The sequence below is a fragment of the Deinococcus ficus genome, from assembly GCF_003444775.1.
GTDB lineage: Bacteria > Deinococcota > Deinococci > Deinococcales > Deinococcaceae > Deinococcus > Deinococcus ficus.
This window is the reverse complement of record NZ_CP021081.1, coordinates 2,700,696-2,712,789: the sequence shown is the minus strand read 5'-3', so window position 1 is coordinate 2,712,789 and position 12,094 is coordinate 2,700,696. Positions and strand designations below refer to the sequence as shown.

At 69.9% G+C, this 12,094-nt stretch carries 10 protein-coding genes; all 10 read left to right on the top strand.

The genetic code is table 11. The features are described from left to right. Positions 1–18: 18 nt before the first annotated feature. Positions 19–966, top strand: a complete 948-nt coding sequence (locus DFI_RS13260; protein ID WP_244940278.1) for a hypothetical protein — start codon at positions 19–21, stop codon at positions 964–966. A 48-nt stretch (positions 967–1,014) separates the two neighbouring features. After that, complete coding sequence (locus DFI_RS13255; protein ID WP_027464200.1) at positions 1,015–2,148, top strand: MFS transporter; 1,134 nt, start codon at positions 1,015–1,017, stop codon at positions 2,146–2,148. Between the two features lie 139 nt (positions 2,149–2,287). Next, positions 2,288–2,782: a GreA/GreB family elongation factor gene (locus DFI_RS13250; protein ID WP_022800835.1), complete on the top strand. Its 495-nt coding sequence runs from the start codon at positions 2,288–2,290 to the stop codon at positions 2,780–2,782. Positions 2,783–2,876: 94 nt separating this feature from the next. After that, on the top strand, positions 2,877–4,430 hold the full coding sequence (gene lysS, locus DFI_RS13245; protein WP_027464201.1) for a lysine--tRNA ligase: 1,554 nt from the start codon (positions 2,877–2,879) through the stop codon (positions 4,428–4,430). 215 nt (positions 4,431–4,645) lie between these two features. Further along, on the top strand, positions 4,646–5,983 hold the full coding sequence (locus tag DFI_RS13240) for an ROK family transcriptional regulator (RefSeq protein ID WP_022800837.1): 1,338 nt from the start codon (positions 4,646–4,648) through the stop codon (positions 5,981–5,983). Then, positions 5,980–7,212 carry an ABC transporter substrate-binding protein gene (locus DFI_RS13235; RefSeq protein WP_027464202.1) on the top strand — a complete coding sequence of 411 codons (1,233 nt, stop codon included), beginning with the start codon at positions 5,980–5,982 and terminating at the stop codon, positions 7,210–7,212. The genes DFI_RS13240 and DFI_RS13235 overlap by 4 nt, the downstream gene beginning before the upstream one ends. A 73-nt stretch (positions 7,213–7,285) precedes the next feature. Continuing rightward, complete coding sequence (locus DFI_RS13230; protein ID WP_022800839.1) at positions 7,286–8,410, top strand: carbohydrate ABC transporter permease; 1,125 nt, start codon at positions 7,286–7,288, stop codon at positions 8,408–8,410. Continuing rightward, entirely contained in the window at positions 8,407–9,285 is an 879-nt protein-coding gene (locus tag DFI_RS13225; RefSeq protein WP_370568068.1) for a carbohydrate ABC transporter permease, read from the top strand. Before DFI_RS13230 ends, DFI_RS13225 begins: the two co-directional genes overlap by 4 nt. Before the next feature lie 77 nt (positions 9,286–9,362). Further along, on the top strand, positions 9,363–10,538 hold the full coding sequence (locus DFI_RS13220; protein ID WP_027464204.1) for an ATP-binding protein: 1,176 nt from the start codon (positions 9,363–9,365) through the stop codon (positions 10,536–10,538). A gap of 208 nt (positions 10,539–10,746) precedes the next feature. Beyond that, positions 10,747–12,093, top strand: coding sequence for a replicative DNA helicase (dnaB, locus tag DFI_RS13215; RefSeq protein ID WP_022800845.1), 1,347 nt, complete (start codon positions 10,747–10,749; stop codon positions 12,091–12,093). The last annotated feature ends 1 nt before the right edge of the window (position 12,094 follow it).

The window sequence follows — 12,094 nt, the reverse complement described above, 5'->3', positions numbered from 1 at the left end:
CGGCACAATGGGCGGGTCATGACCCGCCTTCTTCATGCCGCCCGGGCCCTGCTCGCGGGCGCCGCTCTCAGCCTCAGCACCGCCGCCGCCCAGACCACAGGCGGGTTTCAGCTGCCCCCGGACTACTTCAGCCGCTTCGGGTCCCTGCAGGCGGTCGTCTCGAACACCGACGGCTACGGCGTGCGCTACTTCCCGCTGCCCACCCCGCTGGACATCCGCCTGACGCTGGTCAAGGCCCCCACCTACCTGGACGCGGCCGTCAGCCTGCGCACGAACGACACCACCTTCGCCGTCGGAAAGTTCTACAACGTGCCCACCCTTCAGGTCACCCACGATCCCTACAAGGGCATGCAGTTCAGCGGGATCCTCCGGGACGGCGGCCTCTCCGACTTCTCCGGCGGGTACGCCTTCACGCTGTGGAACGACCGGGTGCGCGTGCTGAACACGGCCGGACTGGCCTTCAAGGGAGACCTCGCCGCGCCCTACACCCGCACCGAGGCCACGGTGGGGTACGGGCAGACCTTCGGAAAATTCAACACCTATGTGGCCGCCACCGGCCGGTACTACCTGTTCCCCGTGCCGTGGCTGGGTCAGCTCAGCGCGGACTTCTACGCCGCCGTGAACGTCTCGCCGCTGCCGGGCCTGGTGCTGGACGCCTCGCACTTCGAGCGGTTCGTGACCGGCGAGGTGATCATCCCGGAGTTCGGAGTCAGCCGGTATGAGCAGTCCACGGCCAGCGTCACCTACCGACTGCCGGGCGGCTGGCCGTCCCCCGTCTTTGGCCTGGGAGCCGTGCGCGGCCGCGCCGTGCGCGACTGGACGAACGATTACACGTACGTCTACGGGGACCTGTTCTTCCGCACGGATTCCCTCCCGACCATGGTGGGTCCCAGCATCGGGTACCGGTTCGATCCGGGGGGCAAGACGGGCATTCTGCTCGTGTCGCTGGTCGCCATCGTCAAGTAAGCTGCGTGGTCCCGGGGCGCCCTGATGCGCCTCGTGTAAGCTCTCCCGGTGAGTCCTTCCGATCCTGCGCCCCGTCTGCCTGTGCTGGCGGCGGGGCTGGCTTCGTTCCTGACGCTGGGCGTGATTCAGGCGATGTACGGGCCGGCGTTTCCGTTGTTTCAGGAGCGGTTCGGGGTGGACACGGCAGGGGTGGGTGTGATTGCCAGCGCTCACTTTCTGGGGTCGGCGTCGGCGCCGCCGCTGGTGGGGGTGCTGCTGGCGTGGGTGTCGCTGCGCCGGATCGTGGTGGCGGGGCTGGTCCTGCTGGCGCTGGGGGTGACGGGTGTGGCGCTGGCGCCGTCGTGGCCGCTGGCGGTGGCGTGTGCGCTGCTGGGGGGGTTCGGGCTGGGGAACGTGAGTGCGGGCCTGAACTCGGCGTATGGGAGTCTGGGTACGCGGCATGCGAACCTGGTGAACGCGTGCTTCGGGCTGGGCAGCATGCTGGCGCCGCTGCTGGTGGCGGGCCTGGGGCGCACGGCGGCGCTTCCGGTGGCGGCCCTGCCGTTCCTGGCGGTGGCGGTGCTGGGGGCGGCGGCGCTGGTGGTGATCCGGGTGTGGAACGTGCCGGCCATTCAGGCGCGGCCGGAGGTGGAGGCGCAGCGGCCGTCGGTGGGGCTGTTCGCGCTGTTTGCCGCGCTGCTGTTCATGTACGTGTTCCTGGAGGTCGGGTACGGCGCGTGGGCGGCGCGGTACCTGGAGGCGCTGGGCGTGGGCGGCGCGGCGCTGATCGTGAGCGGGTACTGGCTGGCGATGACCGCCGGGCGGCTGCTGGCGGGCGTGGTGGGGGGCCGCTGGCAGCCGGGGACGCTGGTGCTGGGGAGTGCGGGGCTGGCGCTGGGGTTCACGGCGCTGCTGTTCGTGAAGCCGCTGGCCGCCCTGGCGTGCCTGGGGGCGGGGCTGGCGCTGGCGCCGGTGTTCGGGACGACCCTGGCGTGGATGACGGCGAGCCTGCCGGTGCGGTGGGTGCCTCCGCTGCTGGTGGCGGGGTCGGTGGGGGGCGCGGCGGCGCCGTGGCTGGTGGGGCAGCTGGTGGCGCGCTTCGGGGCGGGCGCGGTGCCCGTGGCGTTCCTGGGGGGGGCGGCGGCGCTGCTGGGGCTGGCGCTGCTGACCCGCGCCTGGACCCGCCCGGCGCAGCCCGCGTAGGCGGGGGCGGGGCGGGCTGCATTGCTGCGGGGGGGTGCGTGTGGCAGAATGCGCGCTGATTCCAGCTTCGAATCCCGGCACGGCCCTTTTCCCGCGACTTTCCAGGCCAGCACGCCCGGCCTGAACGGAGGCACACAGAGTGACCCAGCCCATCAGACAGGTGAAACTCACGCGCGAAGGCTTCGAGCGCCTTCAGAAGACCCTGGAGCAGGAGCAGCAGCGCCTGGCGGAAGCGACCCGCATCCTGCAGGAGCAGATGGAAACCAGCGCCGACACGGAAGACACCGGACTGGAGGACGCCAAGCGGGAGAAGATGGCGATCGAGGCCCGCATTGACGAGCTGGAGGACACCCTGGCCCGCGCCACCATCCTGGAGGACCACGAGGGCGGCAACGGCGGGCGCGTGGAACTGGGCACCATCGTGGTGCTGTCCAACGAGACGGCGAAAAACGAGATGAAGGTGCAGGTCGTCTCCGCGCCGGAAGCGGCGGTGCTGGGCGGCAGCCTGCCGCGCATCAGCGAGGACAGCCCGGTGGGCAAGGAACTGATGGGCCGCAAGAAGGGCGAGGCCTTCGTGGTCAACCTCGACAACGGCAAGCAGGTCAAGTACAAGGTCAAGAGCATCGAGGGCTGACCCCGCGAGGGGTGCCGGGCGGGGCCGGGGGGCGGGCAGGAAGGTGCCGCCTGCCGGCCCCGCCCCGTTCCCCGGCGTCCGTATACTGGCGGGCATGCCGGATGACGCCCCCACCGCCCCGCGCCCCGAGGGTCTGCACGAGCAGACCGTGAGCCGACTGAACAACCTGGACGCGCAGGTCGCGGCCGGGTTCGAAGCCCACCCGTACACGTACGCCCGCACGCATCACGCGCGCGACATCCTGGCCGGGCACCCGGCCGGCGCGGAGGGCAAGCTGGAACCAGGCCTGTCCTGGCCGGAGGAGACGTACGCCCTGGCGGGCCGCGTGACGCTGATGCGGCACATGGGCAAGGCGGCCTTCGCGGACCTGACCGACGAGTTCGGGAAGATGCAGCTGTTTTTCAGCCGGGCGGACACGGAAGCGTTCGACACCACGAAGAAGATCGACCTGGGCGACATCATCGGCGTGCGGGGCTTCCCGTTCGTGACGAAGACCGGGCAGCTGACCCTGCACGTGACCTCCTGGCAGCCGCTGGTCAAGAGCCTGCACCCGCTCCCCAGCAAGTTTCACGGCCTGCAGGACGAGGAACTGCGCGCCCGGCGCCGCTACCTGGACCTGATGGTCACGGAGGGCGCCCGCGAGAAGTTCCAGGCGCGCAGCCGCATCCTGCGTTTCATCCGCAACGAGCTGGACGCCCGGGGCTTCATGGAGGTGGAGGGCCCGACGCTGCAGGTCACGGCCGGCGGCGCCGAGGCCAAGCCCTTCATGACGCACCACAACGCGCTGAACCACGACTTCAAGCTGCGGATCAGCCTGGAGCTGTACCTGAAGCGGCTGCTGGTGGGCGGCTTCGAGAAGGTGTACGAGATCGGACGGGTGTACCGCAACGAGGGCATCGACCGGACGCACAACCCGGAGTTCACGATGCTGGAGCTGTACTGGGCGTACGTGGACTATGCCGACATCGCCCGGCTGGTCGAGGAGCTGCTGAGCGGCCTGGCCATGGAGGTGCACGGCTCGTACACCTTCGAGTACCAGGGCTGCGCGCTGGACTTCACGCCGCCCTTCGCGCGGGTGGATTACCTGGGGGGCCTTCGGGAGCACGTGCCGGGCCTGGACTTCGATCCGCTGGATCTGGACCGGCTGAAGGCCTTCTGCGACGAGCGGTACCCGCAGTGGCACGGCGTGCCGGCGTACAAGCTGCTGGACAAGCTGTTCGGGGAGCACGTGGAGCCGCTGCTGACCAACCCGACGTTCGTGATGGACCACCCGGCGGTGATCAGCCCGCTGGCGAAGAAGCACCGCACGCGCACGGAGGCGGTCACGGAACGCTTCGAGGTGTTCTGCCAGGGCTTCGAGCTGGCGAACGCCTTCAGTGAACTGAACGACGCCTTCGACCAGCGGGCGCGGTTCGAGGCGCAGAGTGCCCGGCAGGCCGCCGGGGACGACGAGGCCCACCCGCAGGACGAGGACTTCCTGCTGGCCCTGGAGTACGGCATGCCGCCGGCCGGGGGCCTGGGGATCGGCATCGACCGGCTGGCGATGCTGCTGACCGACAGTGACAGCATCCGTGACGTGCTGCTGTTCCCGCTGCTGCGTCCGGAGGGCAGCGGGCCGGAGGAGAAGGTCGAGGACTCCGAGGGCTGAGCCGCGCGCAGTTCAGGACGGGCCGGGGGCACCCCTGGCCCGTTTCGCGTATCTGAATCTGATTAATTCGTTCGTTTGACAAACAAAATTCCGGGGGCGCAAGATGCGCGCATCGACAACCCACCCCGCCGCAGACCGCCCGGTCTGCCCGTCCTGTGCGGCCCGCGCGGTGGCACCCGCCCGCCTCTTTCCCCGAATCCGGAGAGCCCCTGCCCATGTCCCCCCAGTCCACCCTGCCGGTCACGCTGGACCTCGCGGCCATCCGCGCGCGGCACACGCTGCTGCTGCTGCGCCAGCTGTGGGAAGGGGACCGCGCGCGGGTGGACATCTCCCGGGAACTGGGGCTCTCGCGCAGCGCGATCAGCAGCATCGTCACCGAACTGCTCGGCGTGGGCCTGGTCCAGGAGGGCGACACGCGCGGCAGCGGCCGGGCCGGGCGGCGCGCCACGCTGCTCAGCCTGAACGCCCGCGCCGCCACGCTGCTGGCCGTGGACCTGGGCGCCACACACGTGCGGGTGGACGCCCTGGACCTGCGCTGCCGCACCCTGGCGACCCGCAGCGTCCCGCACGACATCCTCAGCGGCCCGGCCCCCACCTACGACCTGATCGGCACGCTGGCCCGCGAGGTGCTCGCCGACGCCGGCGTGCCCCAGGCGCACGTGGCCCTGGCCGGCGTGGGCGTGCCCGGCCCGGTGGACCAGGAGACCGGCCGGGTGGTCCGGCCGCCGAACATGCGCGGCTGGGACGGCGAACCCATCCAGCAGGCGCTGGAAGCCCGGCTGGGCGTGGCGGTCCTGGTGGACAACGACGCGAACCTGGGCGCCCAGGCCGAGGCGCGCTTCGGCCCGCACCGCGGCGTGCCGGACCTGATCTACGTGAAGGCCGCCACCGGCATCGGCGCAGGCGTGCTGCTGGGCGGGCGGCTGCACCGCGGCGTGCGCGGCGGGGCCGGGGAGATCGGGCACATCAGCATCAACGAGCAGGGCCCGGTGGGCCGCAGCGGCAACCCCGGCAGCCTGGAAAGCTACGCGGCCGCGCAGGTCCTCGTGGCCCGCGCCGAGGACCTGCGGGCCGGCGGGCAGGCGACCACGCTGCCCGCCCCGGTCACGCTGCCCGCCCTGGTGCAGCACGCCGCGACCGATCCCCTGGCCCGCGGCATCTGGCAGGGCGCCGGGCACCACCTGGGCGTGGCGATCAGCACGGCGCTGAACCTGTTCAACCCGGCGGTCGTGGTAATCGGCGGGCGCCTCGCCGACGCCGGCGACGTGTTCCTGCACGCCGTGCGGGACAGCGCGCTCTCGCGGACCATGCAGATCAACGCCGACCGCACCCGCATCGACCTGAGCACGCTGGGCGAGAGCGCCGGCGTGCTCGGCGCGGGCGCCATGATGCTCGACCGGCTGTACACCCCGCAGGGCCTGCCGCACCTGTACGCCATCTCCCGCCTGGTCCTGAGCCCCGGCAGCCGCGCGCCGCCCGCTCCACTGCCCGCGCCGCCCAGGCGGCCCCCCTTTCCCGAAGACCTTCTTTCTCCTGCCGGAGGACCCCCATGAAAAAAGCCCTGATGCTCGCCGCTGCCCTCGCCACCGCCAGTTCCGCCCTGGCCGCCGGAAAACTGGAGATCTTCTCCTGGTGGTCCGGTGACGAAGGCCCCGCCCTGCAGGCCCTGATCAAGGTCTTCCAGGCGAAGTACCCGGGCGTGGCCGTGGACAACGCCACCGTGTCCGGCGGCGCCGGCACGAACGCCAAGGCCGTGCTGAAAACCCGCATGCTGGGCGGCACCCCGCCCGACAGCTTCCAGGTGCACGCCGGACAGGAACTGATCGGCACGTGGGTGGTGGCAGGCCGCATGGAGGACCTGACCCCGCTGTTCAAGAGCGAGGGCTGGTCCAAGGCCTTCCCGAAAGACCTCATCACGCTGATCAGCTCCAAGGGCGGCATCTGGAGCGTGCCCGTGAACGTGCACCGCAGCAACGTCATGTGGTACAACCCCGCGAAACTCAAGAGCTGGGGCGTGACCGCGCCGAAAACCTGGCCGGAATTTCTGACCACCTGCACCAAACTCAAGGCCAAGGGTGTGGCCGCACCGCTGGTCGTCGGGGAGAACTGGACGCAGCAGCACCTGTGGGAGAACGTCATGATCGGCACGCTGGGCGCCGCGGGCTGGGAACAGCTGTGGAACGGCAAGCTCAAGTTCACCGATCCCAAGGTCGTGGCCGGCTTCACCACCTTCGGCAAGGTCATGGACTGCGCGAACAAGGACGCCTCGGGCCTGTCCTGGCAGCAGGCCAGCGACCGCATCGCGGACGGCACCAGCGCCTTTAACATCATGGGCGACTGGGCGGCCGGGTACTTCACGACCACCAAGAAACTCGCGCCCAACACCGGCTTCGGCTGGGCGGTCGCGCCCGGCACGAGCAAGACCTTCGTGATGCTCGCCGACTCCTTCGGCCTGCCCAAGGGCGCCAAGAACCGCGCCGAGGCCATGAACTGGCTCAAGGTCCTGGGCAGCAAGGCCGGACAGGACGCCTTCAACCCCCTGAAAGGCAGCATCGCCGCCCGCCTGGACAGCGACCTGAGCAAGTACAACACCTACAGCAAGAGCGCCGCCGCCGACTGGAAGCAGAGCCGCATCGTGGGCAGCCTGGTGCACGGCGCCGTGGCCCCCGAGAGCTTCACCAGCGCCTTCGGGGCCGTGATCGACCAGTTCGTCGCCAGCCGCGACGCCAAGGCCGCCACCGCCGCCGCCGCCCAGCTGGCCGCGAAGGCCGGCATCAAGTAACCGCTCCCCCGGGGCGCGGGGCGGGGCCACCCGGCCCGCCCGCGCCCCGACCCCTGAAAGGAGGTGGCCTGCCATGAAAGGCCTGTCCAGAGACCGCCTGTGGAGCGTGGCGGTGCTGCTGCCCAGCGTGCTGCTGCTGGGCGTGTTCGTGTACGGTTTTATCGCCCGGACGGTGTACGTGAGCCTGACCGACTGGGGCAACGACCCCGCGCAGGCCATGGCCGTGAACCCCGTGATCCACTTCGTGGGCTTCGCGAACTACCAGGAACTGTTCACGGGGTTCCTGCAGGGCCGCTTCCGGCAGGAACTGGTCAGCACGGTGTTCTTCACGCTGTTCTTCATCCTGGGCTGCCTGGGCCTGGGGCTCGCGCTGGCGCTGATCCTGGACCGCAACCCGAAAGGCGAGGGGCTGTGGCGCACCATCTTCCTGTTCCCCATGAGCCTGTCGTTCATCGTGACCGGCACCATCTGGCGCTGGATGCTGCAACCCCAGGGCGGCGTGAACCAGATCCCCACCCTGGTCGGCGCCCCGCCCGGCACCTTCGGATGGCTGAGCAGCACCGATGCCATCTGGAAGTTCGACTGGAACAGGCTCCCGCTGATCACCGCCACGCTGGTCGGGCTGATCCTCGCCTGGATGGCGTACCGCGCCCTGCGCGAGGCCAACCGCACCCGCGCCCTGGTCGCGGCCGGCTGCGCCGCGCTGCTGCTCGGCTGGGCCCTCTTGATCGGCCCGAACCTGAAACTCGTCGCCGCGCCTGAACCGCACGGCTTCAACCTCGCGCTGGTCGGGATCATCATCGCCGCGGTGTGGCAGATGAGCGGCTACACCATGGCCCTGTACCTCGCCGGGCTGCGCGGCGTGCCGGACGACATCCGCGAGGCCGCCCGCGTGGACGGCGCCAGCGAGGGCCAGATGTACCGCCGCGTGATCTTCCCGCTGCTCGCCCCCATCACCCTCTCGGCCATGATCATCCTGGGGCACATCAGCCTCAAGATCTTCGACCTGGTGTACGCCATGGCCGGCCCGGACAACACCTTTACCAGCGTGCCCGCCCTGAACATGTACCTCACCAGCTTCCGGCAGAACAGCTTCGCGCTGGGCGCGGCCATCGGCACGCTGCTGCTGATCCTGGTGGCGTTCGTGATCGTGCCGTACCTGGCCAGCACCTTCCGCACCGAGGAGGCCAGCGCGTGACCACCGTTCCCCCCGCCCCACCCCTCACCGTGGCCGCCCCCAGCCGCCCCCCCGCCCGGCGCCTGCGGGCCGGCTCCCTCCTCACGTACCTGCTGCTGGTCGTGGCCGCGCTGTTCTTCCTGGTGCCGGTGTACCTGCTGCTCGCCACCGCGCTGAAAAGCCCGGACGCGATCAACCTGGGCACCGCCTGGCACTGGCCCGCGCGGCTGAACTGGGCCAGCTTCTCGGACGCCTGGGCGAAGATCGGCGGGAACATGGGCAACAGCCTGTTCCTGGCGGTCGTGTCCACGCTGCTCGCCGCGCTGCTGGGCAGCCTGAACGGGTACGCCCTGGCGAAATGGAAGTTCCGGGGCGCGAACACCCTCTTCGCGCTGATGCTGTTCGGCATGTTCATCCCGTACCAGGCGGTCTTGATCCCGCTGTTCCAGTTCATCAAGGGCCTGGGCCTGTACGGCAGCATCTGGGGCTTGGTGCTTGCGCACGTCGTGTACGGCCTGCCCATCACCACCCTGATCTTCCGCAACTTCTACAGCGACGTCCCCGACGCCCTGGTGGAAGCCGCCACCATCGACGGGGCCGGCTTCTGGGACATCTACCGCCGCGTGATCTTCCCGATCAGCATCCCGGGTTTCGTGGTCGTGATCATCTGGGAATTCACGCAGGTCTGGAACGAGTTCCTGTTCGCCGCCACCCTCACCAACACCAGCAGCCAGCCGGTCACGTACGCCCTGTCGCAACTCGCGGGCGGACAGGCCGTCAGCTGGAACCTGCCGATGGCCGGCGCGATCCTCGCGGCCCTGCCGACCCTGCTCGTGTACGTCCTGCTGGGCCGCTACTTCGTGCGCGGCCTGCTCGCCGGCAGCGTCAAGGGCTGAGCATCCGGGCGGCCGGGGCAACGTGCGGTCCTGCACGTCCCCGGCCGCCGGTTAATGGGTACACTGAAGCACCCGGCATGACGAGCCCCGACCCCCGCACCGCCACCCCGCCGCACGTGATGGCCGTCACCGCCCACGCCGCGCGCTGCCGGACGCTCGCGGCCGCGCTGCCGCACGCGCGCGTCATTCACGTCACCGACGGCGAGAGCCTGCTGCGCGAGGCGCACGCCACCATTCCCGACGTGGTGCTGCTGTACAGCGACACGCCCGGCGTGCCCCTGCACGACATCCTCCCGCTGCTGCGCCAGCGTGACGAACTGGCCGCCACCCGCTGGCTCGCGGTCGGCACGCACGGCCTGGGCGAACTGCTCGCCGCGGGCGCCGACGCCCTGGTCAGCGACGCCACCCCCCCCGAGGGCCTGGCCCTGCAGATCGAGATCATGCTCGCCCGCGTGCAGCAGCAGCGGGCCGCCCATGAACGCCTCGGCACCCTGCAGCGCCGCATGGACACCTGGGAGCACGAGGAACGCGTCCGGGACCAGCTGGTGCACATGCTCGTGCACGACCTGAAAAACCCCATCGCGGCCGTGATGGGCCTCCTCGACATCGTCCTGGAGGACCGCCGCATCCCCAAGGACACGCAGGACCTCATCAAGGTCGCCCGGGACGAGTCCCAGCACCTGCTGCACCTCGCCAGCAACATGCTGGACGTCCGCAAGATCCAGGCCGGCAAGATGCACCTCCGGCGCGAACTGATCTTCAGCCCCATGTTCGAGGAGATCATCACCCTGGCCCAGAGCGACGTGGGCAGCGGCCTGCGCGACCGGCACCTGATCGTGGACGTCACCCCCAGCCTCAGCCCCGTCAGCGCCGACCCGGAAATCCTGCGGCGCATCATGGCGAACCTGATCAGCAACGCCCTGAAACACACCTCCGCCGGCGGCCAGATCGCCGTGGCCGTCCGCGCTCATCCCAGCGGCGTGGAGATCAGCGTGCAGGACAACGGCGAGGGCATCCCCGCCGAGGACATCCCCAACCTGTTCGCCGCGTTCGAGCAAAGCCGCCTGACCCTGCACGGCCGCTTCGACACCGGCATGGGTCTGGCGTTCTGCAAGATGGCCGTGGAAGAACACGGCGGGCAGATCGGCGTGACCTCCGAACGCGGCGCCGGCAGCGTGTTCACCCTCACGCTGCCCCTCACGCCCGACACCGAGGACGAGGACGAAGAGGACTTCGCGGACCTGCTGGTCTGACGCCTGACCCGGCGATGGGGGCCCCCGGGGGGCACCGGCCGGAACCGGCGGGCCGGGGGTGGTATGCTGGCGGGCAGTTCAGCCCGGGCGTGTTCACACCCGGGCGAATGCGCGACTCCCGCGCCCCCGCATTTCACAGCCGACCAGCCCACGTGACCTGGCCCGCCCTGGGCCCTGGCGCCGGGCTGGTGCGAAAGAGAGGCCCCTTTTGGAACTGACGCCGCGAGTCCCGCCGCACAGCAACGACGCCGAAATCAGCGTGCTGGGCAGCGTTCTGCTGGACAACGACACCCTCTCGCAACTGGGCGACACGGTCACCCCGGACATGTTCTACCGGGAAGGCCACCGCAAGATCTTCACCAGCATGCGCGCCCTGATGGACCGCGGCGAGCCCGTGGACCTGGTCACCCTCAGCGAGGACCTGCGCGTGAAGGGCCAGCTGGACGAGGTGGGCGGCCTGACGTACCTGATCGGCCTGTCCGAGGGCGTGCCCACCGCCGCGTACGCCGAGCACTACGCCCGGATCGTGCAGGAAAAACACACCCTGCGCCAGCTGATCAGCGCCAGCGGCAAGGCTATGCAGCTCGCATACGAGGCGCAGCTGCCGCTGGAGGACCTGCTGGACCGCGCGGAGAAGATGATCTTCGAGGTCGCCGAGCAGAAGAAGAAAGGCGAGAGCTTTTCCGACATGGGCGAGGTCGTGCACGACACCTTCGAGTACATCACCCTGCTGCACGCCAATAAGGGCATCCCGGACGGCGTGAGCAGCGGGTTCCGCGACCTGGACGAGCAGATTTCCGGGTTGCAGAAGGGCAGCCTGAACGTGCTCGCGGCGCGCCCCAGCATGGGCAAGACGGCGTTCGCGCTGTCCATCGCGCAGAACGTGGCGCTGCGCGGCGAGAAGACCGTCGCGGTGTTCAGCCTGGAAATGCCCAGCGTGCAGCTCGCGCTGCGCATGCTGTGCAGCGAGGCCCGCGTGGACATGAACCGCATCCGCAGCGGTCAGCTGAACGAACGCGACTTCGAACGCCTCGCGCACGCCGCCGGGCGCCTCGCGGAAGCGCCCATGGTGATCGACGACGAGGCCGACCTGACGCTGAACAACCTGCGCAGCAAGCTCCGCCGCATCGCCGCGCAGCACGGGCAGCTGGGCCTGGTCGTCATCGACTACCTGCAGCTGATGTCCGGCGGGAAAAGTAGCGGCGGGTCCGACAACCGCCAGCAGGAGATCAGCACCATCTCCCGCGGCCTCAAGGGCCTGGCGCGCGAGATGGAGGTGCCGATCATCGTGCTCTCGCAGCTGTCCCGCGCCGTGGAGCAGCGGCCCAACCACCGGCCCATGCTGTCCGACCTGCGTGAATCGGGCGCCATCGAGCAGGACGCGGACATCGTGATGTTCATCTACCGCGACGAGTACTACAACAAGGAAACCGACCAGCAGGGCATCGCCGAGATCATCGTCGGCAAGCAGCGCAACGGACCGGTCGGGACCGTGAAACTGCAGTTCCACAGCGCCCACGTCCGCTTCAACGACCTCGCGCCGGAAGGGGTCTGAG

Coding starts and splice junctions, on each gene's coding strand:
- DFI_RS13260 (WP_244940278.1), top strand. CDS start 19: ATGACCCGCCTTCTTCATGCCGCCCGGGCCCTGCTCGCGGGCGCCGCT.
- lysS (WP_027464201.1), top strand. CDS start 2,877: ATGCCGGATGACGCCCCCACCGCCCCGCGCCCCGAGGGTCTGCACGAG.
- DFI_RS13240 (WP_022800837.1), top strand. CDS start 4,646: ATGTCCCCCCAGTCCACCCTGCCGGTCACGCTGGACCTCGCGGCCATC.
- DFI_RS13235 (WP_027464202.1), top strand. CDS start 5,980: ATGAAAAAAGCCCTGATGCTCGCCGCTGCCCTCGCCACCGCCAGTTCC.
- DFI_RS13230 (WP_022800839.1), top strand. CDS start 7,286: ATGAAAGGCCTGTCCAGAGACCGCCTGTGGAGCGTGGCGGTGCTGCTG.
- DFI_RS13220 (WP_027464204.1), top strand. CDS start 9,363: ATGACGAGCCCCGACCCCCGCACCGCCACCCCGCCGCACGTGATGGCC.